Source organism: Vibrio aestuarianus, assembly GCF_028858425.1.
GTDB classification, from domain to species: domain Bacteria; phylum Pseudomonadota; class Gammaproteobacteria; order Enterobacterales; family Vibrionaceae; genus Vibrio; species Vibrio aestuarianus.
The window spans coordinates 1502204-1525764 of the sequence record NZ_JAKNYQ010000001.1; the positions used below are offsets into that span (position 1 = coordinate 1502204).

The following is a 23561-nucleotide window of genomic DNA, read 5'->3' on the forward strand; positions in this document are numbered from 1 at the left end:
CTCTATTTTAGAAGAGGCCCAACTGAGGTTGACTAAGCTGTTCAAAATTCAGTTCAACAAAAGGCAAAATGGCTTCTGCGACGGGCTGCAATTGTTTATCGATATAGTGCTGATAATCGATAGGACTTTTTAAATACTCTTTAGGCTCAGGACCATTAATAGTGATTAAGTACTCGATGCGTCCTCGGTTTTGATATTGCAGTGGTCGTCCGAGTTGCATGTTGATCTCATCGGCTAGGCGAGCTGCTCTGACTTGTGGTGGCACATTTTTTTGATATTCATGTAACTTACGTCGTAGACGTTTTTGATAAACCAGTTCATGGTCGAGTTGACCACTTTGTGTTTGCTCGACAATCTCTCTGATGAAAGCTTCGGGGTTTTCACCTTTAAAAATCATCGAATACAGCCGATATTGAAAGCGTTGTGCGAGCGGTGTCCAGTCGGTTCTCGCACTTTCAAGCCCTTTAAAAATCAGCCGTTCTTGTTCACCTTCACCAATTAATCCAGCGTAGCGTTTTTTAGAGCCGGTTTCTGAACCACGGATCGTTGGCATAAGAAACTTACGGTAGTGGGTTTCGTATTCAAGCTCTAAAATTGAGCTAAGCTGATACTCTTCTTGTAAATGCTCGGCCCACCATTGATTAATAAAGTCGACCAGTGCGTTGCCGATATCATCCGCTTGCTGCTGTGAGAATTCGCCACCTAAAGAGACAAAGGTTGAATCGGTATCACCGTAAATGACCTGATAACCCTTTTCTTCAATCAGCTTTTTGGTCTGCTTCATGATCTCATGCCCACGCATAGTGATGCTCGAAGCTAAACGTGTATCGAAAAAGCGGCAACCTGAAGACCCTAATACCCCATAAAATGAGTTCATAATGATTTTTATTGCTTGAGAAAAAGCTTTTTCATGGTTCTTCTTAGCGAGATCTCGAGCCGCCCATAAATTTTCGATCATCTCGGGCAGAAAGTGTTTGTTACGATGAAATTGCCCACCACGAAAGCCTGGTACTGCTTCGTTTTCATTGTTACCCACTGTGAGCTGTAATCCTTCAATTAACCCTAGCGGGTCGATGAGAAATGAGCGGATGATAGCGGGATAAAGACTCTTAAAATCGAGCACCAGCACTGAATCATATAAGTTAGGGATAGAATCCATAACATAGCCACCGGGGCTAGCAACCCAGTTTTCTGGCTGTAAATTGGGCGCAATATAACCGGCACGATGCAATTGCGGTAGATACAGATTCGTGAATGCAGCCACTGAACCACCAACGCGATCTAACTCAACCCCAGTGAGACGTGAGCGCTCTATAGCAAAATCCAGTAAATGCGTATGTTGGAAAATATTATTTACTAGCGCACAGTCTTGCAGGTTGTATTTAGCTAACGACGGTTTGTCTTTTCTAAACATGCGGTTTATTTCATCCATACGATCATGCACGTTGTGGATGTCTTTGCCTTCACCCAGTAATTCTTGAGAAACGGCTTCGAGCGACCATGAGCGAAAGTGGTAAGTCGCCGTTTTTAAAGTATCAATCCCATCAAGTACTACACGTCCTGGAATGGTGATAAAACCTTGCTGACTTTGGTTTGAAGTACGAAAGAAGCTGTGTTGATTACCACGTCCGATGGTTAATTTGGTGTTGTGCCATTCTGCTCGTTTGTGTAATAACCGGAAGTCAAAGTCAATCACGTTCCAACCAATGATGACGTCCGGATCAAACGCCTTAAACCAGTCGATAAGCGCTTGCAATAAGGCACGTTCATCTTTTACCCATTGGATCGCTGTTTCACTGGGCTGCGGTTCGCCAATCATAATCACACGACTATCCATTGGGCTATCAAAGCCAATTGAGTAGAGAATGCCTTTTTCTGAGCATTCTAAGTCGAGAGAGACGACTTTGAGGCTAGGAATGTAATGCCCGGGGCGACATTTGGCCTGTTCAACTTTTAAATAACGGCTTTGGTGAGTGAGTAAACCAGTGAATTCAACACTGCCTTTAATGAAGCGTTCCATCAGAAAGCGATCGGCCAGCTTGATATCATCTTCTAAAGTTTGAATCTGTTGCTGTTTTAAGAGGGTAATCAGTGCTGCATAGGTGTGGAGCGTCGGGCAATAGCAGGCGGCCAATGGGTTATGTTCGAAATCTTTTAATTCCAATGCCTTACAATTGACAGACAAGCTGTGTTGGCTTGCCAAACTCTGAACCTGTTCTATCTCCAGTTGGGAGATGAAAAATACTGGCTTTTCGCCACGGATGATCAACTGGCTCGGTCCTTGCGGAGTTGCTAGCCAAAGTTCGATATGAGTGGCACCTTTGATGTCTCTTGCATGACGAGTGAGCAAAAAGCCTTGTTGAATACTCAAGCGTGGTTGATCCAGATTGTAGTCATTTTCTTAAGCTGCATCATATCAGAGCTCGGGTCCAAATACTTGGCTTCTCATATTCTGGTTAATGATATGTTGTTGCCTGCGACAATTCGATATGCTGCGCAAATCACTAGTAACCAATTGATTTGCTTTTATTTTGCTTTGCTATGAGGCTGGTTGCATTTTTATGGTGAGCTTCAAATTTGTCAAAAAATGATCTCAATTGATGGACACTTATTTGCTAATATAATGAAGCTATTGATTTGTTGATAAATTCTCATGGATTGATTAGCAAGGTAAATAAGTACTTGCCAAAATTTCGGTTAGAGCACATATTCAGTGTAAGCAAAAACCAGATTTTAAGTTAATATAGGCAGCCATGCTGTTATCCACTACCAAGTGGGTGCAGAGCCAATAGATGAGTGTGGAGATACAAGAGTGATTAGTGTTTTCCTTGTAGATGATCACGAGCTGGTTCGCACAGGGATACGACGTATTATTGAAGACGTCCGTGGAATGAACGTAGTAGGGGAAGCTGTCAGCGGTGAAGAATCTGTAAAATGGTGTCGCAACAATCATGTCGACGTTGTTTTAATGGATATGAATATGCCGGGGATCGGTGGTTTAGAAGCAACGAAAAAGATTTTACGTTTTAACCCAGACGTAAAAATTATAGTGTTGACTGTTCATACTGAAAACCCGTTTCCTACCAAAGTGATGCAAGCAGGAGCCGCCGGTTATTTAACCAAAGGGGCTGGTCCTGACGAAATGGTTAATGCGATTCGGATAGTGAATAGCGGTCAACGCTATATTTCACCAGAGATCGCTCAGCAAATGGCATTAAGCCAATTTTCACCAGCTTCTGAAAATCCATTTGCTGATCTCTCAGAAAGAGAGTTGCAGATCATGATGATGATCACTAAAGGTCAGAAAGTGACGGATATTTCTGAGCAGCTTAACCTTAGCCCTAAAACGGTGAACAGTTATCGCTACCGTCTATTTAGCAAACTGGCTATTAATGGTGATGTAGAGTTGACTCACTTAGCTATTCGACACGGAATGTTAGACACTGAGACTCTGTAGTGACGACTCCGTTTGATTCGGCTGCTTTCCTTAAAACAGTCACTAATCAGCCCGGTGTGTACAGAATGTATAACGCCGAGGCTGATATTATTTATGTTGGCAAAGCTAAAGACCTCAAAAAGCGCCTTTCTAGTTACTTTCGGAAAAACATCGATAGCGAGAAAACGCGCGCGCTTGTTAGCCATATCGCCAAAATTGACGTTACCGTAACGCATACTGAAACGGAAGCGTTGATCCTCGAACACAATTATATCAAGCAGTATTTACCTAAATACAATGTGTTATTGCGCGATGACAAGTCTTATCCGTATATTTTTATCAGTGGGCATAAACACCCTCGGCTCTCTTTGCACCGAGGTGCAAAAAAGCGCAAAGGAGAGTATTTTGGCCCGTATCCTGACTCGGGTGCGGTTCGGGAATCTTTGCATCTCATCCAGAAAATATTCCCAGTACGGCAGTGTGAGGATACGGTGTACAGTAACCGAACGCGACCGTGTCTAATGTATCAAATTGGCCGTTGTGCTGCGCCTTGTGTCAGCAGCATCATTTCTGATCAACAATATGCTGAGTTAGTCAATTTCGTGCGCTTATTCTTACAAGGCAAAGACAACCAAGTATTGGAAATCTTGATTCAGAAAATGGAGCAAGCGAGCCAAACGCTTCAATTTGAGCAAGCGGCTCAATTTCGAGACCAAATTCAAGCCATACGACGCGTTCAAGAGCAACAGTTTGTTTCCGAAGATAGCATGGACGATATGGATGTCTTAGGTTTTGCTCAAGAAAGTGGCATTGCGTGTATTCATATTTTAATGATCCGCCAAGGTAAAATCCTCGGAAGCCGCAGCCATTTCCCTAAAATTCCCAATAACACCACTCAAGAAGAGGTGTTCGATAGCTTTTTAAGTCAATACTATTTAAACCACAATGAGGCTCGTACGATCCCTAGCCGCATTATTTTAAATTCAGGATTGCTTGAAGATGCAAAGCCATTACAAGATGCATTGCAAAGTGTCGCTGGTCGTAAAATCTCTTTTCATGTCAGTCCTACTGGTACACGTGGTCGATACTTGAAATTGGCGAACACCAATGCATTGACCGCAATTACAACCAAAATTAATCATCGGATGACTATCGGCCAGCGTTTTAAAGCACTTCAGTCGGTATTAGGCGTTGAAAATATTATGCGCATGGAGTGTTTTGATATTTCGCACACCATGGGAGAAAGCACCATTGCATCTTGCGTGGTCTTTAATCAAGAAGGTCCGGTGAAGCAAGAATATCGTCGTTATAACATCACTGGCATTACCGGAGGTGATGACTACGCCGCGATGGGGCAGGTACTAGAACGTCGATATTCAAAACAAATTGATGTCGAAAAAATACCGGATGTGATTTTTATTGATGGCGGTAAAGGCCAACTCAATCGAGCGCATCAAATCATCACCACGCATTGGCAAGATTGGCCTAAAAGGCCGATATTGATTGGTATCGCTAAAGGGATAACTCGTAAACCGGGCTTGGAAACACTGGTGACTATAGAAGGTGAGGAGTTTAATCTTCCTAGTGATGCGCCTGCTTTACACCTTATCCAACATATTCGGGATGAAAGCCACAATCATGCTATTGCTGGTCATCGAGCCAAGCGCGGAAAAACCCGTAGAACGAGTGCGTTAGAAGAGATTGAAGGGGTAGGGCCAAAGCGCCGACAATCCTTATTAAAGTATATGGGTGGATTACAAGAGTTGAAGCGGGCAACTGTTGAAGAAATCGCCAAAGTGCCGGGGATCAGCCATTCTTTAGCTGAAAACATTTATCAGGCATTGAAACAATAAGTAAAATGACGCAACATTAACGCGCCATGGATAAGAGCCTAAAAATATGCGTTTAAATATTCCCAACATTTTGTCTTTGCTACGACTTTTCCTAATACCGGTATTTGTCGTTGTATTCTACCTTCCTTATGGCTGGGGGCCTTTTGCGGCAGCAATGGTGTTTTGGGTCGCAGGGTTTACCGATTGGCTTGATGGAATGTTGGCGCGTAAACTAGGCCAAACCTCTCGTTTTGGTGCTTTTATCGATCCTGTTGCTGATAAAGTCTTAGTTGCTACAGCGCTTATTTTGATTACTGAACATTATCATAGTATTTGGATTACCATTCCTGCGGTCACAATGATTGCTCGTGAAATTATTATCTCCGCACTAAGAGAGTGGATGGCAGAAATTGGCAAACGTGCAAGTGTCGCTGTTTCTTGGGTGGGGAAAGTTAAAACCGGTACGCAGATGTTCGCACTATGGATCCTTATCTGGCGCTATGATGATTGGATGGTCTGGTTAGGTTATGCCGCGCTTTATGTCGCCACAGTTTTGACCTATTGGTCTATGGCTCAATATTTGATGGCGGCCAAAGATGACCTCCTCAATGAAGAACATCATTAAATAACGGGCTACGGCCCGTTTTTTACGTTTAGTCGGTTCTGTTATCGGTTTTTATCTGCGGTAAAGTACAGTTATCTCATAGAAATGACGCCATATTTTGCTATTAAATTGAGCAAATCAGCCGTTTTTGAATGCAAAGTAGTCAAACGATTTAAAAACTAAAAAAATAGTGTTGACTCATTTCATCGAATCCGTAGAATGCATCCCGTACTCAAGAGGAACGCAACAAAGTAGCGCTTCGATTGAAGTAACAGAGGCGCGTTGGCAGAGGGGCTATGCAGCGGATTGCAAATCCGTGGACCTCGGTTCGACTCCGGGACGCGCCTCCATTTGCGACACTAGCTCAGTTGGTAGAGCGCAACCTTGCCAAGGTTGAGGTCACGAGTTCGAACCTCGTGTGTCGCTCCAAAATTTTGCGATATTGAATCTAATTTCGATATCTTTAAGATGGTGTTACTTAATTTTGTAAACAGCATCGCAATCAAGAATTGCGTGCCCTGGTGGTGAAATTGGTAGACACAAGGGATTTAAAATCCCTCGACTTTCGAGTCGTGCCGGTTCAAGTCCGGCCCGGGGCACCATCTTTTAACTGCATAAGCAGTATGCGACACTAGCTCAGTTGGTAGAGCGCAACCTTGCCAAGGTTGAGGTCACGAGTTCGAACCTCGTGTGTCGCTCCAAAATTAAAGCCTCAGCGGAAATGCTGGGGCTTTTTTACATCTAAATACTCGGCATTTTTCCTTGTGCGTAGCGCAACCTTGGCAAGGTTGAGGTCACGCTTTTGTTCCCCTATCTTAAATTTCTAATCTGTGATCGATGATGCTGATAGAGAACATATAGTTTTCATTTCTGACTCAGTGGCTGTGAATAAATTGATATATAATTCCACTAAACCCTTCCTATTTGAAGTTGCTGCGGTGTTGGTTGCGTTTGCTCACCCTAATCCCATAGTTTATCTATGTTCATGGGGATTCACTCACTTGCCGCCTACCTGCAACTCCTAGTAGTTTGGGTATATATTTTCATGGACTAGTTTTATTGTCTGTATGGTTGCAGGCTTTATGGGTGGATAGTGTGACGAAATCATTTCTTTGGGATAAACATTTTGAAACGGGAATTGGCGATGTTGATGAACAACATCAATATTTGGTTGGGATCATCAACCAATATGGCGCGCTTATTTCTGAAAATAATATTGCAGAGGAAGATGTTCGAGTCGCACTTTTTGAGCTTTCTCGATATGCCGAATTCCATTTTAAGGAAGAAGAGCAATTGATGAGAGACAAAGGAGTTTATCCTAGTCATATAGAACAGCATATTAAGGTCCATAGAGCTTTTATGGCTGAAGTTGCGAGTATGCAGAGTTTTATTCATCAACAGGATGACGGCTCGGCAGAGCAATTGTTGGATTTTTTAATTCACTGGTTGGCTTATCACATACTCGGTATTGATCAAAACTTGGCTCGGCAGATAAAGGCTATTGAGTCAGGTCAATCGCCTGAAGAGGCGTACAGACAAGAAGAACGGCAGCGAGACTCTGCAACAGAGCCACTGCTAAATGCGTTGAATGGTTTATTTGAACAAGTATCGATGCGCAATAAGGAGCTATTAAAACTCAACCAATCACTCGAGTATAAAGTTGAGGAACGGACTAAACAGCTATTAGAGGCGAATCAACGTTTAGAAGAGTTGTCGCTAACCGATGCACTGACGTCGCTTCCTAATCGCCGTAGTGCTATGCATCACTTACATGTATGTTGGACAGAAGCTGTGCAACATCAATATCCATTAGTTTGCATCATGATCGATGCCGATCATTTTAAAGTAATTAATGATAGCTGTGGTCATGATGCAGGAGATAAGGTGTTGATTGAGCTGGCTCACGAATTAAAATATGCCTTCCGTAGTGATGACATTGTATGTCGTCTTGGTGGCGATGAGTTTTTCGTTATATGCCCGCATACTGATCTAAAAGGCGGCCTGCATATTGCTGAATCAACGCGCCAACGTGTTTCCAAAATGTGTGTTAGCACCGGGGCAACAGATTGGCGTGGAAGTATCAGTATTGGTGTCGCGGCAATCAGTGCCGATATGAAAATATACGATGAATTAATCAAAGAGGCGGATAACGCACTGTATAAGGCTAAACAAGCTGGTAAGAATTGCGTTTATCCAACGATGTAACTAAAGCTCCTTGATCATCCAGACATCGCAACCATTGTGCTCCGTACCCACCATCGGCTCATTTAAGTGGGAAAACCCAAGTTTTTCATATAGACGAATGGCCGATGTCATATTGGATAATGTGTCTAAATAACACGATTGATAGCCCATATCTTTAGCGTATTTCATGCAGATTTCACTGAGTTTTATCCCTAATCCGTGGCCGCGACTTTCAGGCAACAAGAACAATTTTTTGAGTTCGCAAACCTCTTGACTGCCATTAAATGCAGCGATACCAGCCCCCCCCATTACTTTTCCATCCATTTTTGCGACCAGATAAATACTTTTTGTTTCTATGCCGTAGTATTGGCTCATTTGTTCAACTTCTGCATCTGAAGGGCCAAAACCCTCACCAACAGCGCCAAATTCTGCACCTACCGATTTGATGATGTGACAGATATCTTGATCATCGGTGGGTGTGATTTCAGTAATGGTAATGTCCATATGTGTTTCTCTTATTAAACATGATTGTTTGGGTATAGTTATTGGTCTTACGAATGGAAATATCAAGCTATTGATGGATGTGTTGACCGCGACAAATCAACAAAGCAAAGATAATGTGTTTTTTTTCACCAATAGAAAGGCTTGATATCATTTCAATTTGGCTTTAGTTGTGGCTTTAGATACTATGTGTAGCTATCTGAAAAATACAAAACATCCGATACGGACACTACCAACGGGTAGATGAGGAAACGATGCAACATCTAGAAGAGATTATTGCTAATGCGACCGCTGCGATCAACGCGGCGGATTCGTTAGTCGCACTTGATGAAGTGCGTGTTCAGTACCTAGGCAAAAAAGGTGAGTTAACGACTCAACTCCAAAGCTTGGGTAAATTGCCACCAGAAGAACGTCGTGCAGCAGGTCAAGAGATCAACGTTGCAAAAGGAACGGTTCAACAAGCGATTGCAGCTCGTAAAGATGAGCTACAACGTGCTGAACTAGAAGCGAAATTAGCCGCTGAAACCATCGATGTTACTTTGCCTGGTCGCCGTATTGAAAATGGTGGTCTTCACCCAGTGACTCGCACGGTTGAGCGTATTGAACAATTCTTTGGTGAGCTTGGTTTTAATACTGAGTCTGGTCCAGAAATTGAAGATGCGTTTCACAACTTTGACGCGTTGAATATTGCGGAAGATCACCCAGCTCGTACTGATCACGACACCTTCTTCTTCAACCCTGATTTGATGCTGCGCACCCATACTTCTGGTGTGCAAATTCGTACCATGGAAAACGGCAAGCCACCTTTCCGCTTTATCGCTCCAGGTCGCGTTTACCGTAATGATTACGATCAAACTCACACGCCAATGTTCCACCAAGTAGAAGGTATGTTAGTTGATGAGAATGTAAACTTTGCGCAGCTAAAAGGTATTCTCAACGATTTCCTATGTAATTTCTTTGAAGAAGAAGTTGAGGTTCGTTTCCGCCCGTCTTATTTCCCGTTTACAGAGCCTTCAGCAGAAGTGGATGTAAAAGGTAAAAACGGTAAGTGGCTTGAAGTTTTAGGTTGCGGTATGGTCCACCCAAATGTACTTCGTAGTGTTGGTATTGACCCTGACAAATACTCTGGTTTTGCTTTCGGTATGGGTGTTGAACGTTTGACGATGCTTCGTTATGGCGTGAATGACCTACGTGCGTTCTTCGAGAACGACTTACGTTTCCTTAAACAGTTCAAGTAATTCAAAGGGTAGAGATACAATGAAATTCAGCGAATCATGGCTTCGTGAGTGGGTAAGCCCTGCGGTTACAACTGACGAGTTAACACACCAAATCACAATGGCTGGCTTAGAAGTAGACGATGTTCTACCTGTAGCTGGCGAATTCACTGGCGTAAAAGTAGGCCAGGTAGTTGAGTGTGCTCAACACCCTGACGCAGACAAATTGCGCGTCACCAAAGTTGACGTTGGCGAAGAAGAGCTACTGGACATCGTTTGTGGTGCATCTAACTGCCGTCAAGGAATTAAAGTTGCCGTGGCTACGGTTGGCGCCGTGCTGCCAGGTGATTTCAAAATCAAAAAAGCAAAATTACGTGGTCAACCTTCTCACGGTATGCTTTGCTCATTTACTGAGCTAGGTATTGACGTTGAATCAGATGGTATTATGGAATTGGCTGAAGATGCCGTTATCGGTACCGATTTCCGTGAATTCCTTAATCTCGATGATGTAACGGTAGACGTAGATTTAACCGCTAACCGTGCAGACTGCTTCAGTATTCGTGGTCTTGCGCGTGAAGTTGGCGTTTTAAACCGTGCAGATGTTACAGAGCCAATGGCTAAAGGCGTTACGCCATCTATTGATGATGTTGTCGCTATTGATGTGCAAGCACCAGCGGCATGTCCACGTTATCTTGGCCGAGTAGTTAAGAATGTGAATGTTCAAGCGCAAACCCCACTATGGATGCAGGAAAAACTGCGTCGTTGTGGTATTCGCTCTATCGATCCTGTCGTGGATATTACAAACTACGTTTTGCTAGAACAAGGCCAACCAATGCATGCTTTTGATCTAGCTAAGATCGATGGTGGTATTGTTGTTCGTTTGGCTGAGCAAGGTGAAAAGCTAACGCTTCTTGATGGTACGGAAGCTGAATTAAATGCAGATACACTCGTAGTTGCCGACCACAATAAAGCATTAGCGATTGCGGGCATTTTTGGTGGCGAAGGATCGGGCGTTAGTTCAGAAACAAAAGATGTATTGCTAGAGTGTGCATTCTTTGCACCAGATCATATTCGTGGTCGTGCGCGCAGCTATGGCTTACATACAGATTCTTCAATGCGTTTTGAACGTGGTGTTGACTACGCACTACAAGCAAGCGCAATGGAGCGCGCAACGGAGCTTCTAGTTGAAATCTGCGGTGGTGAAGTCGCGCCTGTGGTTGCTGTAGAGTCTGCAACAGACCTTCCAATGCCAAATACGGTTACATTACGTCGTACTAAGTTAGACAATTTGCTAGGCCACTCCATCTCAGATGCTGATGTTGTAGAGATTCTACAGCGTCTTGGTTTGACGGTAGAAGTGACTGATGAAGGTTGGAGTGCAACTGCACCGACATGGCGTTTCGATATCGCGATAGAGCAAGACTTGGTCGAAGAAGTGGGTCGTATATACGGCTACAACAACATCCCAAATCAAGCCCCTATTGCTGCGTTGAGCATGAATGATCATAAAGAAGCTAACTTACCGCTTAAACGCGTTCGTAACCTTCTGGTTGATCGTGGTTATCATGAAGCTATTACTTACAGCTTTGTTGAACCTGAACAGCAAAAATTAGTGGTTCCTGGTATTGAGCCATTGGTTCTGCCAAATCCAATCTCTGCGGATATGTCAGCCATGCGCCTAGGCCTAATTCAAGGCCTATTAAATACTGTTGTTCATAACCAAAAACGTCAGCAGCCACGTGTTCGTTTATTTGAATATGGCCTGCGTTTTATTCCTGAAGCAACGGCAGAAAATGGCATGCGTCAAGAACCGATGCTAGCGGGTGTTATCTCAGGCACTCGTGGTGAAGAACATTGGAATATGGAAACGGCAACGGTTGACTTTTTTGACTTGAAAGGCGACCTAGAAGCGATTCTAGAACTAACGGCTAATGGTAAAGCATACAGCTTTACAGCGGTTAAGCACCCTGCGTTACACCCTGGACAATCTGCTGCAGTTATTCTTGATGGCGAAGTTATTGGTGTGATTGGTACTGTGCATCCAGAACTTGAACGCAAGTTTGGTTTGAATGGTCGTACGGTCGTATTTGAGATTGAGTGGTCTGCGATTGACAGCCGAGTAATTCCAGAAGCAGTTTCGCTTTCTAAGTTCCCATCTAACCGTCGTGATATCGCATTGGTTGTCGATGACTCAGTAGCATCAGGCGACATAGTAAATGCATGTCGTGCAGCTGGTGGTGAATTGCTAAAAGACGCAAAACTGTTTGACGTTTACGTAGGCAAAGGTGTGGAAGAGGGTAAGAAGAGCTTGGCTATTGCGCTTAGCCTTCAGTCGCTTGAGCGTACATTAGAAGAAGCCGATATTGTTAGCGCGGTAGACGCTATTGTCTCTGCTGTTGGTGAGCAATATGGTGCTGCACTGCGTGATTAATCACTACTTAACAAATTAGTGACAGGTAGCAGGCTCATTAGAGCCTGCTTTTTTATGCGTTGAACAATGAATTTCCCAGCCAACAAGTCTATGATTTTATAGAAAATAAATTTTTTCATAAAAAAATAATGATAGTTGTTCATAGTGTGAAATTCTGTATCGGCTTGTGAATTCGACATAAACCACTAAATTATCAGTACTTTTTTGAAATCGTCAATGCCAAACACTAGCTATATAGCCATGATATGCGTCTTTTTGATGAAATTATTAATTTTGTTGAGAATAAAAAAGTTGGCGAAAATCAGAAGCTTGGCATACACTTTTCAAGTAGAGCCGATAGGTTGTTGATTGGCTAAGCGAAAATGCTTCGGTGCTGCTGACTGGCAGCAAGGTTTAACATAGCTTTGAGGGAAGTTTTATGGCGCTCACAAAGGCCGAATTGGCTGAAAACCTGTTTGAAAAGCTTGGATACAGTAAACGGGATGCCAAGGAAACGGTTGAAGTGTTTTTCGAAGAGATTCGTAAGGCGCTTGAAAGTGGCGAACAGGTAAAACTATCTGGTTTTGGTAATTTTGATCTTCGAGACAAGAATGAACGTCCGGGTCGAAACCCAAAAACAGGTGAGGATATTCCTATCTCCGCTCGACGTGTCGTAACGTTCCGCCCAGGGCAGAAATTGAAAGCCCGAGTCGAGAACATTAAAGTCGAAAAATAGACCGAGCAATAGACCACGCCTAGCGTGGTCTTTTTGCATTTATCCTAAATTGAGTCTTAAGCTGCTTGAATATGAGTAGTTATGTAAGGCTGCCATGCATTTTGATAAAGCTCTATAGATTGACGTCTGAACTGAGCTATCTTCGCCATTTCAAATTCATTCAACGCACGGCGTTCGCTGGCAGCGTTACGTTCAAATTGTTGGATTTTTTCATACAGTTCATGCTCTGGGCCATTTTTCACATCGGCAATCGCTTTGAGGTGTAATTGTACCTCCGCAATGACATTGGTCTTAGGCAGTTGGACTAGTAAGTTTAAATCGCGATAGCCAGAAGCACTTGGCGATTTAAAACGATTTTTTACTTTAACAATTGTTGCTTCACGGTTGAGTACCTCATAGGCTTCAACCAGGCTAGGTACGTCGTTAGCGACAATGGTTGCTCGAGCTAAATCGGTAATCCTATCTGCGCGCCCATCGAGTTCATGTGCAATTTTTGTCAGTGCGCGCTCTCTTGATTTAACACCCGCGAAATACGCTTCGGTTGACGTCAATAGCGCAGCACTTTTACATAGCGTTTCAAGTTCAAACTGAGCTTGATGCGCTTTACTATAGAGTACTTCAAAGTCGTTATATGGTTGCAAAGGTTGGGTGTTGGTCGATTGAATGCCATAGAGACCACTAAGGCTATGTTTGAAGAGTTTTGATGATAATTGGTCTTGTTGAGACTCGTTGACTTCAGGAGCACTTTCCGAAATCAGTGGAACAGCAGCAAACGCTGGTGCACGGCTTAATACCAGTAGCATCAATGCTGTGGTTCGTAGAAATAAGCTCATTGACTCTCCTTACGGGACGTTTAGGCAAAAGGGAAACTTAAAAGATCCTAAAAACGTCTAGCTCGAATTATGCAACGAACCGGAGATGTCTAAAGACTATCTTGGGTTCAATCAGTGAAACTCAACCTTGATGAATCAGCAAAACTGTTAACTTTGAAGTTGCTCACGTAGTTTGACTTTAGTGTAGTAGTTTTGTTCTCATCAAGTTGTAACCAAGTGTAGCGGGTGAAGATTAACCAAACATGAATGAATTTGTTTTGATGCTACCGGATGCGCAATAGATGGGTTAGGCTAGTGAACTTACGTCGTTTAACGGCACGTATATATGAGTGATGAGAGCAAGCAATAAGATGAAAGATCCTGAGTTTTGGCACAATAAATGGGCTGCTAATCAAATAGGTTTCCACTTAGAGGATGTAAACCCACTGTTGATTGAGTTTTGGGGGCATACTAAGCCGCAGCGAGAAGATAGCGTATTTGTTCCTTTGTGCGGAAAGAGTGAAGATCTAATCTGGTTAGCTTCCAAGCATGATGTCGTTCAAGGTGTAGAGCTGAGTGAAATCGCGGTTCGTTCATTTTTTTCCGAACATTTTTATACACCACAAGTGACACGTATCAATAGCTGGCATGAACTTTACCAGTTTGATGAATTATCGATCTATTCTGGTGACTATTTTACAGCCCCTATTGAGGCGGTTGATATCATCTATGATCGAGCGGCTTTGGTTGCTTTGCCGCCAGAAATGCGAATTGAATATGCAAATAGGCTAAAATCACTTTTAAAGCCAAAAGGTCGCATTTTGTTGGTTAGTTTGGATTATGTTCAAGATGAAATGTCTGGCCCTCCTTTTAGTGTGTCTGAAGAGGAAATACGCCAGTTGTATTCGGGTTATACTGTGACCCATTTGTTGCGTGATGATGCCGATGAATCACATCCTAAAATCAATAAGCAAGGGTTGACTCGTTTTGCTGAAGACGTATGGCTTATTGAAGCAAACTAATATAGTGAAAGTAAAAATAGGCAGGGTATCTGCCTATTCTATTTAGAGATCAATATAAGCTAATAAATGACTTTGACTTTTTTAGCACTATCAATCGCATCTTCAATTGCGCTTTCAACACAAGAGCGGCGCGTCAAGGTCACACCAAGTCGACGTCGGCCATCAATGTCAGGTTTACCAAACAAGCGAATTTGAGTTTTCGGCATGGCAAGAGCTTCGTCAATGCCATCAAAGCGAATATTGCTTGATGATCCTTGGCCGAGAATCACTGCTGAAGCGCTGGGGCCATATTGAGTAATGGAGTGGATTGGCATGCCGGTAAAGGCACGAACGTGCAAGGCAAATTCAGACATGTCCTGAGAAATTAAGGTCACCATTCCCGTGTCATGTGGACGAGGTGATACTTCGTTAAAAATGACTTTATCACCCTTTACGAACAGCTCGACGCCAAACAGACCGTAACCGCCCAACGCATTCACAACTTGCTCAGCTACGTACTCTGCAGCTTTAATGGCATTAGCTGACATGGCTTGAGGCTGCCAAGACTCACGGTAGTCACCGTCTTCTTGGCGATGTCCGATTGGGGCGCAAAAGTGCACACCATCAACGGCACGCACAGTGAGTAGCGTAATTTCGTAGTCAAAATCGATAAAACCTTCAATGATGACTCTACCTGCTCCTGTTCGGCCGCCTTCTTGAGCGTAAGTCCATGCCTTTTCCACATCCTCGGAAGACTTGATCACACTTTGTCCTTTACCAGACGAGCTCATGACGGGTTTTACTACGCATGGAATCCCAACTTGTTCTACTGCTGCGATAAAATCGTCGTGACTGTCGGCAAACTGGTAAGGCGATGTCGGTAAGGAGAGTGTTTCTGCGGCAAGGCGACGAATTCCTTCGCGGTTCATCGTCAGTTGAGTAGCTTTAGCCGTAGGGACAACGTTAAGGCCTTGCGCTTCCAATTCGACAAGTTTACTGGTGGCAATCGCTTCGATTTCTGGTACAACGTAGTCTGGTTTTTCTAGTTCAATGATTGCTTGTAACGCATCACCATCGAGCATATCTATTACATGGCTACGGTGTGCAATTTGCATCGCTGGTGCGTCGGCATAACGATCACATGCGATCACTTCTAAACCCAAACGTTGACATTCAATCGCCACTTCTTTACCTAATTCTCCTGAACCAAGCAGTAAAACGCGAGTGGCATTTTCACGTGTAGCAGTACCAAACATAGTGAATCCTTACATTCATGCAAAAAGTAATAGCGAAAACAGCCAGAATGATACTGAAAATCAGCACAAAAGCAAACGTTTGCTTTTGTGCTGTAATCAATATTTTTAGCGCATGTTAAAGAGTTCATTATGAAAATGACAGCGATCTAACCCCATGCTGATTAACTGCTCTTTGAGCGTTTGGCCAAAAACTTTTGGGCCACAAAAACTCACTTCACCTTGTTGTAAATCTAATTGGTTTGCGATTCGTTGGGCACATAAACGTTGGTTATGACTGGCGGTATACACTTGCAACGTCACATTGGGTAGTTTTGGAACCAGCCGATTGAGTAATTCAACAAAATATTGTTGATGGTCTGATTCACGGCAGTAATAGAGTGTGATGTGCTGGCTATTATTATGGGGAGTAGAGCTAAGTCTTTGTAACCAAGCAAGAAAAGGTACGATACCAATGCCAGCTCCAACCCATACTTGCTCACGACTAGTGGGTATGTTGAATTTCCCATATCCACCTTCAACCGTTACCTTTTGTCCCACGAAGATAGAGGTGACTAAGTGGTGGGTATAATCACCAAGATCTTTTACGGCAAACTCAATGTGATTGTTATGCCTCTGGTAAGACAAAATGGAAAATGGGTGAGGTGGCTCTTTATCATCAAAACTTAAATAAGCAAACTGCCCAGCTTGGTAAGAGAGCGATTTGGATAGCTGAATTGAAAAGTGCACAATATCACCATGACCGCTTTCATCTAAGATCGGTTGAACATGGCTAACTTGCCCGGTCACTTTGTTTGCTTGCCCGATGCGTCCTGATAAGGAGATCAGGGCGCAAACCGAACCAAGTAGCGCTAGGCTAACAATGACGATATTCATGCCCATCGTTTCCGAACTAATATCAATTAAGACAATGGAGTGGAACGCTCCGGCCATGAAGATGACACCGCCAAGTTTGTGCGTGAATTTGAAATGGCGATAGCTGATCGCCTGAAACAAACTGATTCCAACAAAAATAACGAACGCGTAGAAAGCGAACTCTCCCACATCTTTAGCTAGTGCGGCCCAAGGAATAGCATCTTGTATTTGGTGGATACGATTTTGTCGGTGCGGTCGTTCGAGCCAACCCAATAATATTAGCCATTTGGGGATTTTCATAAGTAGCCAATGGCAGGTTAAAGCTATTGTGGCATGTATCCCGAGCGATTTATGTACCGCGTAGCTTTTATCCAGCCCGTCTAGCCATTGCTCCACTTTCGAAAAGCGCATTGCGGTCAGCATTGCAACACTCATATAGGCTAAAGCAAGGAAGCCAGTCAAGATAACAAAGTGATGTCGCCAGTAGAAGAAGTCTACGGTGTTATCCCATGTCACCACCACTGAGGGCAACCAAAGCAATAGGCAAACCAAGAAGATCATTTTCATGACTGATAACCCACAAAATTGACATGGTTATTATCTTAGACCTCTGGTGATGCTCTGTGAACCTAATTCACCAATCTTTACATTCAATGGTTCTTGCTTGTTCTATAAGTAAGATGAACTATAGCAAGAGGGCAACAGTGAGTAGAATTGGTAGTGTAATCAGGCAAAAGAAATTACCAAACAATACCATTGACGCGACGTTTGTTGGTTCAATATTAAAACGTTCTGCAAACAGATAGTTCATGACGGCAGGGGGGAGCATGGTGAACAAAACCATCATTTGTAGCTGCATAGTGGGTAATGGAATGAAGTAGTAAATCAGCAGAAAACTCACAGCCCCAGTGGCTAAAGATAACAAGCTAGAAATCACCCCGACTTTGAACCCTGATAATTTTAAATTGATCATCTGAGAACCGAGAGAAATTAACATCACGGGAACCGCGGCTTGTCCCAGTAATGACGTCGCTTCATAAAGAGGTTTCCAAACGGTAATGCCCGATACATTCAATGTCATAGCAATAGCGGCAGCGATGAATAACGGCGTAGAAATGATCTGCTTAAATGGATTGCCTTTACTAAGAAGTGCTAGGCCAAGGCTAATATGTAGACATGCTGAAACCACAAATAATAAGACGGCTGACCCTAATGCAGACTCGCCGAATGTATAGGTGAAAAGCGGAATCGCTAAATTACCGCTATTGCGAAACATGTGTAATGGAGCCCACGCCTTATAGTTAATTTTCATCATCAAACAAATGGGAATCATCAAAAGAGCGGGGATCAAAACGGCCACTAAGGAAGCTACAATCAAGGGAAGTTGCTGAGTGTCGAGTGGCATGGTTGCTAGAGATGAAAAAACAAGAGCCGGAACGAAAGCGTCCATATTGATGCGATTAATGGGGCGAAAATCTGGTTTTTGCCAACGACCTATCATGAACCCTACGCCCACTAAGGCTATGACCGGGAAAAGAATATTAACCACTTGCTCAAACATAAATCAATCCGTTGATCTTTAAATGAAACCCTTACGCTAAATTAACAGCCTTTCACAATGCCGTCATGGTTTTGAAGGGATTTTTATTAAATGGTATGAGTATCGCTTGTTGTTTTTCCGCCAATAAAAAATCCCCGATTGCTCGAGGATTTTTTATGCCACTATGATGTGGTTAAACCATCAGGTAGGAAACGGGAATGTCAGGGTTAATCACTTCGAGAGTTGATTGTGTATCTGCGAGGTGACTAATATTTCCCTCGGCCATTTCTACTAGTGCCGCGGAAGTAATTTGGTCAAAACTCTCACCGCTCATCATTAACTGTGTCAAGGCAACTTGTAGTGGTGGTAGGCTCGGATTGAAAGCCGCGTTTTCAGCATAAGAGCCAATAAAGGTTTTGCCACTTTCGACTCGTAAGGCAACACCGCTTAGGTTCTTTGTGTAAGGAGCATAGCTGCGGTTTAGACCTGTTAGCGCGGCCAGTATTAATTGATCACCCTCACTGGTCATTTTGCCATGATCTGCACTCGCCATCAGGCCTGATTCGATACCAAGATCAGAAGGTCCGAAGGAATCAGGTAAGTATTCATCGAGAGATTTTTCGTCACGTTCTGGCAATTGGATGGTCAGTGATTTAGCGGTGGTTAGCTCATTCATAAATTGACGGCAGTGACCACATGGGCTGAAATTCACGGTGACATCAGTTATACCTTGTTCACCTTTCATCCAAGCGTGGCTGATTGCGCACTGCTCCGCATGAACGGTTTGGCCTAACTGTGCGCCGGAAAACTCCATATTGGCACCAAAATATAAGCGACCTGATAAGCCTCTTACAATTGCTCCCACATAGAAGTTAGAAAGTGGCACATAAGCATAAGCTGCAGCGAAAGGCAGCAAGGCGAGGCGTAATTCCGAGTCTTCTAATCCAGATATTGCAAGCAACTGCTCAAACTGTTCTGGTGATAGAGTTGCATCAAAGTCATCTGACAGCATAATAGCGGCCAAAAACTCTGCAATCGGTTTTGGTGTATCAGCTAGTGCTTGTTCAATACGGCTTTTCATAGTGAATCCTTATCAATGTATTGAAGTCTATTCTAGGTGACAAATGAAAATTCTCCGTGATTGTGATCACATTGATAAATGTAACGATATTTCATTTTTCATAATTAGAGTGAGGTCACACATGATATCGATTGCAGCCTGAGATTAAGTGAAAGATGTCAAATACTTCCTGTCAATGTTTGTTTGTAATCTATCGGTTATTGTAATGATTATAGGCTTGCTAACCACACTGAAAAGGCAAAAAAGCTTGGCGCTAAAACCGATGTAATGACACCGCACACGACTAAAGCCAGAGAGCTGAAAGCGGCATCACGAGGATCTTTCTCAGCACAGGTTGCGGTACCCAAGGCGTGCGATACGGTTCCCATTGTTAATCCTTTAGCGATCGGGTGCGTAATACCTAACAGGTTATAGATAGGGTAGGCGAGAATCGCGCCAAATAATCCAACTATAACCACCAAAATGGCGGCAACCGCAGGTTCTCCTCCTAAGTTACTCGACACTTCCATTGCGATCGGTGTAGTTACGGATTTACCCAGCAAACTGGCGATTAACTGAATATCGGCTTGCATATACACAGCGATCATACTGGCGGTCAGCATCGACATAACACTGCCTACACCACAGGCCAATGTAATGATGCGCCAGTTCAAACGTATTTGTGGCAGTTGTTCATACAAAGGATAAGCAAGCGCTACCACGGCAGGTTGCAATAGCAAACTTAACCATTGATTATCTGCATAGTAGGTTTCAAAAGGGACTTTAAAAAACAGCAAAATAGGAATAATGATTACAAGGCTGATTAATAAAGGGTTCATCAGTGGTGTTTTGCATTTTTTGCTAAGCCAGCGCGTGAAAAAAAACACCAAGATAGTTACTAGCAGCCACATTACTTATTCCCCTTTTTCAAAAAACGATCCAGCAGCCAGCCAAGAGAAACAAGCACAATTAATGTGCCACCAACGGCACTAGCAAGTATCGGTAACGCATTGTTAATGAGTATCTCAAAATGCTCCATTAAGCCAACGCTTATCGGAACAAAAAGCAAAATCATGTAACGAATAAATAGGCTAGCACTTGGTTTAACCCACTCTACAGGGACCAATCCACTGGCCATTAGTGCAAATAGGATCAGCATACCAATGATGCTGCCTGGAATAGAAATACCAAGCCAAGTTTGTAGGTTAATGCCCGCTAGTAGGCAAAGTAGAATTAGGCCTAATGAGACAATGTATTTTGCGAATGTATTCAACATAAAAAATTGTGCCGTGTCTAAGTCAGAAACGTTGAGTGCTGTTGGTTAACAAGGTAAGACTGAATGAGCTAGGCAACCGCTTCGCATGCTGTTGCCTAAATAGTTAAATCGTCTTACTGCCAGCTAGTCATATTTTCAACGGGTAATAGTTTCCACGTAATGGTAAACGGATTTTAAAATAGCGATTTTCTTTTCGTCACTCTCATAGGTATGAACTAAGTTTTCCAAATTGAGGCTATATTCTTCAATACGATTTTCAAAATATTCACGGCAATGTGCAGCCCAACGCTGTTGTTCTTCATCGCTCAGTGTCAAAGGGTAGTTGCGCGCGCGATAACGAAATAGTAGGGGCTCAATCCGTTTATCACTAAAGCTAATCTCTAAAGCAGATAAATTTACCGGGTCGGTCTCACGGATAATATCCATAGCGGCTTTATCCGAAGGCGAAAAGAATCCGTCATACAGCTGGCTATCGACATCATCATTGGCCGGATACTCTCGCTCGATACTGTAAAGGCCAACCAGTTTTTCTCGGATTTCAGGGTGCTGTTTAATCATGGCTAAGTTTTGCAAACATGCCGTTCGATCAATCCCTATCTTTTCTGCATTTTCCGCGGTTAACGTTTTGGCCGGTGCTAAAATAGGGCATTTATTAAGGTGCACCAGCTTGATTGGCACGGGCAGCTCATCCGGTGCAAGATCGTCTCGCTTTGTGTATAAGCGTTGCTGTAACTCTTCGACGTTTAGGTCTATCAATGGCTGCGGGTTTTTCGCAAGATCAACCACAATCACCGCGTTTTGGTTAGTGGGGTGCCAAGCGATTGGTACAATCCAACTGGTGTATTGGCATTCACGGCCGAGCATGCCAGAAACGTGCATCAGTGGCGTCATGTTGACGATATCAACGAGGTCATTGAGTTTACGTTTGTGGCGCATATTGAAAAAGTAATCAAACAACTTAGGCTGCGCGGCTTTGACTTTCTTTGCAAGTTCGATAGTAGCGATAACATCGGCCATTGCATCATGAGCATTCGCGTGTTCGATACCGTTAGCGACAGATAAATGCTCTAATTTAAAACTGGTGAACCCATCTTCATTTTCTGGCCAGTTGATACCCTCTGGACGTAATGCATGGCATGCACGCATAACATCAAGTAAATCCCAACGTGAATTGCCTTTTTGCCAGCTCCATGCATACGGATCAATAAAATTTCGGTAGCAAGTGTAGCGTGTGACTTCGTCGTCAAATCGAATGCTGTTATAGCCAAGGCTGGTGGTATTAGGGGTTGATAGCTCAGCGTGTATTTTAGCTATAAATTCTGGCTCGCTAATACCATGACTCATCGCTTTTTGTGGGGTGATACCAGTAATAAGCGCCGCTTCTGGAGAGGGGAGGTAATCAGCAGGAGGTTGGCAATAGATAACCAACGGCTCGCCAATAATATTGAAATCCATGTCGGTGCGAACACCAGCAAATTGGCTAGGGCGATCCTTTGCTGGGCTTACTCCCCAAGTTTCATAATCAAAAAAGAAGAAAGTAGGCGTGTGCTCTTGTCGCATTCAATAGTATCCAGTTGCTGAAAGGTTAGGTTTATTAGACCATTGCCCGTCTTACATAGCAATGTGTGAAGCGATATGGAGCTGTAATCATCAGCGAAAAAGAAAAAACCGATGCATAGGCATCGGTTGTTCACGAGTAATTAACAGTAAGCGCTTACGCTTGCTGCTGTTGCACTTGTGGTGTTTTATCACCAAGCAGGCGGCTAGTAATTGTCCCCGCAGTCATCGCCCCTGAGACATTCAATGCGATAACGTTGCGTTTTTAAAACAACTTCACCGACTTTGGGTTTTATAAAAGAAAGAGTAATTGAGGATGAACATATCGGACACATAGCGTGAATGAAAATATGAAATAAATATTATTTAGAACAAAAGGTTATCAATGCATTTATTTTGATTGATTTTAATTCACTTTGGTTGAAATCTGACTTATTTATCGGTATTTGTTAAGCAGTGTTAACATCTCGGAAGAATGTAGAACTTCAACATGGCGAACTTGCTGTTGAAAAAGGCTATATAAAAGGCTTCGCGCTACATCTTGAGCTGAGATCGGAATTAGGTTTCTCATCCTTCCGACCAATAGTGGTTTCATCAAGCAAAGGATACGCTGTGTCCATTTTTCATCGGTACGTTCAACAGCTCTTTTGCCAACCAGTGGTCCAGGCCTAACGAAGGTTATTTGTTCAAAACCCATGCGACGTATGGCTTCTTCCATACGTCCTTTACATCTTAAGTAATGAGATGATGATTGTGCTTTGGCCCCAAGGCTTGAAACCACCGCTAAACGCTTTACGCCAAGTGTTTTCATAGTTTGCGCGACTTGGCATACTAATTCGTAGTCTATTTTTTCTAACCCCTTTTTTGAGCCTGCTTGTTTTAATGTTGTGCCTAAAGTAATAACACCAAGCTCGGGGCTGATATTTTCTTCATCCCAATGAGTGATTTGTAAATCTGCTTGAATAAACTCGTGCAGTTTCTTGTGTTTAATTCCAGAGCTTTTTCGTACCAGCGAATAGATACGAGAGACGGCTTGTTCCTTTAGCATCATTTCTAATACGTGCTGTCCAACCAGACCTGACGCACCAGCCATGATCACAGCCATACTTCGCTTATCCATCGTTGCCTCTATTTTCTTATGTTCATCACTATTGTATCTCAGTATTACTTATCTATTAGACTTATTATTAGCGTTCCGCTGAACTCACTTGCCGTCTACCCGCAACTTCAAGTTGTTTGGGTATATCTTGTTGAAGCATAGCCGATTTATCTCAATACAAGTAAACTATG

At 43.2% G+C, this 23561-nt stretch carries 19 protein-coding genes and 4 tRNA genes; 12 read left to right on the plus strand and 11 right to left on the minus strand.

Features of this window, described 5'->3' with window-relative positions; genetic code table 11:
* Nucleotides 1-7: 7 nt before the first annotated feature.
* A complete protein-coding gene (locus tag MCT08_RS07130) occupies nt 8-2371 on the minus strand; it encodes a DNA polymerase II (RefSeq protein ID WP_274678123.1) in 2364 nt (787 codons plus the stop codon).
* Between the two features lie 441 nt (nt 2372-2812).
* Between MCT08_RS07130 and uvrY the strand changes: the two genes are divergently transcribed.
* The 8 genes from uvrY (at nt 2813) to MCT08_RS07170 (ending at nt 8077) form a co-directional block, all read left to right on the plus strand.
* Nucleotides 2813-3457, plus strand: a complete 645-nt coding sequence (gene uvrY / locus MCT08_RS07135) for a UvrY/SirA/GacA family response regulator transcription factor (protein ID WP_053309355.1) — start codon at nt 2813-2815, stop codon at nt 3455-3457.
* Nucleotides 3457-5289: an excinuclease ABC subunit UvrC gene (gene uvrC, locus MCT08_RS07140; RefSeq protein WP_274678124.1), complete on the plus strand. Its 1833-nt coding sequence runs from the start codon at nt 3457-3459 to the stop codon at nt 5287-5289. The genes uvrY and uvrC overlap by 1 nt, the downstream gene beginning before the upstream one ends.
* 46 nt (nt 5290-5335) lie before the next feature.
* A complete protein-coding gene (pgsA, locus tag MCT08_RS07145) occupies nt 5336-5893 on the plus strand; it encodes a CDP-diacylglycerol--glycerol-3-phosphate 3-phosphatidyltransferase (protein ID WP_168521808.1) in 558 nt (185 codons plus the stop codon).
* 255 nt (nt 5894-6148) lie between these two features.
* Nucleotides 6149-6222 (plus strand) — tRNA-Cys (locus MCT08_RS07150).
* A 3-nt stretch (nt 6223-6225) separates the two neighbouring features.
* A tRNA-Gly gene (locus MCT08_RS07155) sits at nt 6226-6301 on the plus strand.
* 86 nt (nt 6302-6387) lie between these two features.
* A tRNA-Leu gene (locus MCT08_RS07160) sits at nt 6388-6474 on the plus strand.
* A gap of 23 nt (nt 6475-6497) precedes the next feature.
* Nucleotides 6498-6573: transfer RNA gene (locus MCT08_RS07165), tRNA-Gly, on the plus strand.
* Nucleotides 6574-6967: 394 nt separating this feature from the next.
* Nucleotides 6968-8077, plus strand: a complete 1110-nt coding sequence (locus tag MCT08_RS07170; protein WP_274678125.1) for a GGDEF domain-containing protein — start codon at nt 6968-6970, stop codon at nt 8075-8077.
* Here MCT08_RS07170 and MCT08_RS07175 read toward each other — a convergent pair whose 3' ends face one another.
* Nucleotides 8078-8560: a GNAT family N-acetyltransferase gene (locus MCT08_RS07175; protein WP_168786674.1), complete on the minus strand. Its 483-nt coding sequence runs from the start codon at nt 8558-8560 to the stop codon at nt 8078-8080.
* A 251-nt stretch (nt 8561-8811) separates the two neighbouring features.
* On the opposite strand from MCT08_RS07175, the gene pheS reads away from it, so the two are divergent.
* From pheS to ihfA, 3 genes are all read left to right on the plus strand, one after another.
* Nucleotides 8812-9795 carry a phenylalanine--tRNA ligase subunit alpha gene (gene pheS / locus MCT08_RS07180; protein WP_274678126.1) on the plus strand — a complete coding sequence of 328 codons (984 nt, stop codon included), beginning with the start codon at nt 8812-8814 and terminating at the stop codon, nt 9793-9795.
* A gap of 19 nt (nt 9796-9814) precedes the next feature.
* Nucleotides 9815-12202: a phenylalanine--tRNA ligase subunit beta gene (pheT, locus tag MCT08_RS07185; RefSeq protein WP_274678127.1), complete on the plus strand. Its 2388-nt coding sequence runs from the start codon at nt 9815-9817 to the stop codon at nt 12200-12202.
* A gap of 418 nt (nt 12203-12620) precedes the next feature.
* Complete coding sequence (gene ihfA / locus MCT08_RS07190; protein ID WP_053309362.1) at nt 12621-12917, plus strand: integration host factor subunit alpha; 297 nt, start codon at nt 12621-12623, stop codon at nt 12915-12917.
* Between the two features lie 56 nt (nt 12918-12973).
* On the opposite strand, the gene MCT08_RS07195 is transcribed toward ihfA, so the two are convergent.
* Nucleotides 12974-13750 (minus strand): RelA/SpoT domain-containing protein, encoded by a 777-nt coding sequence (locus MCT08_RS07195; protein WP_274678128.1) that lies wholly within the window; start codon nt 13748-13750, stop codon nt 12974-12976.
* A 350-nt stretch (nt 13751-14100) separates the two neighbouring features.
* On the opposite strand from MCT08_RS07195, the gene MCT08_RS07200 reads away from it, so the two are divergent.
* Nucleotides 14101-14751: a thiopurine S-methyltransferase gene (locus tag MCT08_RS07200; protein ID WP_053309364.1), complete on the plus strand. Its 651-nt coding sequence runs from the start codon at nt 14101-14103 to the stop codon at nt 14749-14751.
* 59 nt (nt 14752-14810) lie between these two features.
* Here MCT08_RS07200 and purT read toward each other — a convergent pair whose 3' ends face one another.
* From purT to MCT08_RS07240, 8 genes are all read right to left on the minus strand, one after another.
* Entirely contained in the window at nt 14811-15986 is a 1176-nt protein-coding gene (gene purT / locus MCT08_RS07205; protein ID WP_168521823.1) for a formate-dependent phosphoribosylglycinamide formyltransferase, read from the minus strand.
* A gap of 105 nt (nt 15987-16091) precedes the next feature.
* Entirely contained in the window at nt 16092-17405 is a 1314-nt protein-coding gene (locus MCT08_RS07210; protein WP_274678129.1) for a ferredoxin reductase family protein, read from the minus strand.
* A gap of 118 nt (nt 17406-17523) precedes the next feature.
* Nucleotides 17524-18399: an AEC family transporter gene (locus MCT08_RS07215; RefSeq protein WP_274678130.1), complete on the minus strand. Its 876-nt coding sequence runs from the start codon at nt 18397-18399 to the stop codon at nt 17524-17526.
* Between the two features lie 172 nt (nt 18400-18571).
* Nucleotides 18572-19459, minus strand: coding sequence for a cytidine deaminase (cdd, locus tag MCT08_RS07220; RefSeq protein ID WP_053309368.1), 888 nt, complete (start codon nt 19457-19459; stop codon nt 18572-18574).
* Between the two features lie 209 nt (nt 19460-19668).
* The gene (locus tag MCT08_RS07225; RefSeq protein ID WP_053309369.1) at nt 19669-20349 is read right to left on the minus strand and encodes an LrgB family protein; all 681 of its coding nucleotides are present in this window, start codon (nt 20347-20349) and stop codon (nt 19669-19671) included.
* Nucleotides 20349-20714, minus strand: coding sequence for a CidA/LrgA family protein (locus tag MCT08_RS07230; protein WP_053309370.1), 366 nt, complete (start codon nt 20712-20714; stop codon nt 20349-20351). Before MCT08_RS07230 ends, MCT08_RS07225 begins: the two co-directional genes overlap by 1 nt.
* 135 nt (nt 20715-20849) lie before the next feature.
* Complete coding sequence (sbcB, locus tag MCT08_RS07235; protein WP_274678131.1) at nt 20850-22274, minus strand: exodeoxyribonuclease I; 1425 nt, start codon at nt 22272-22274, stop codon at nt 20850-20852.
* Between the two features lie 433 nt (nt 22275-22707).
* On the minus strand, nt 22708-23391 hold the full coding sequence (locus MCT08_RS07240; RefSeq protein WP_274678132.1) for an NAD(P)H-binding protein: 684 nt from the start codon (nt 23389-23391) through the stop codon (nt 22708-22710).
* Between the last annotated feature and the right edge of the window lie 170 nt (nt 23392-23561).

Coding starts and splice junctions, on each gene's coding strand:
- MCT08_RS07175 (WP_168786674.1), bottom strand. CDS start 8,560: ATGGACATTACCATTACTGAAATCACACCCACCGATGATCAAGATATC.
- cdd (WP_053309368.1), bottom strand. CDS start 19,459: ATGAAAAGCCGTATTGAACAAGCACTAGCTGATACACCAAAACCGATT.
- pheT (WP_274678127.1), top strand. CDS start 9,815: ATGAAATTCAGCGAATCATGGCTTCGTGAGTGGGTAAGCCCTGCGGTT.
- ihfA (WP_053309362.1), top strand. CDS start 12,621: ATGGCGCTCACAAAGGCCGAATTGGCTGAAAACCTGTTTGAAAAGCTT.
- MCT08_RS07240 (WP_274678132.1), bottom strand. CDS start 23,391: ATGGATAAGCGAAGTATGGCTGTGATCATGGCTGGTGCGTCAGGTCTG.
- MCT08_RS07210 (WP_274678129.1), bottom strand. CDS start 17,405: ATGAAAATGATCTTCTTGGTTTGCCTATTGCTTTGGTTGCCCTCAGTG.
- sbcB (WP_274678131.1), bottom strand. CDS start 22,274: ATGCGACAAGAGCACACGCCTACTTTCTTCTTTTTTGATTATGAAACT.
- MCT08_RS07230 (WP_053309370.1), bottom strand. CDS start 20,714: ATGTTGAATACATTCGCAAAATACATTGTCTCATTAGGCCTAATTCTA.
- pheS (WP_274678126.1), top strand. CDS start 8,812: ATGCAACATCTAGAAGAGATTATTGCTAATGCGACCGCTGCGATCAAC.
- MCT08_RS07215 (WP_274678130.1), bottom strand. CDS start 18,399: ATGTTTGAGCAAGTGGTTAATATTCTTTTCCCGGTCATAGCCTTAGTG.
- MCT08_RS07195 (WP_274678128.1), bottom strand. CDS start 13,750: ATGAGCTTATTTCTACGAACCACAGCATTGATGCTACTGGTATTAAGC.
- pgsA (WP_168521808.1), top strand. CDS start 5,336: ATGCGTTTAAATATTCCCAACATTTTGTCTTTGCTACGACTTTTCCTA.
- MCT08_RS07225 (WP_053309369.1), bottom strand. CDS start 20,349: ATGTGGCTGCTAGTAACTATCTTGGTGTTTTTTTTCACGCGCTGGCTT.
- purT (WP_168521823.1), bottom strand. CDS start 15,986: ATGTTTGGTACTGCTACACGTGAAAATGCCACTCGCGTTTTACTGCTT.
- MCT08_RS07200 (WP_053309364.1), top strand. CDS start 14,101: ATGAAAGATCCTGAGTTTTGGCACAATAAATGGGCTGCTAATCAAATA.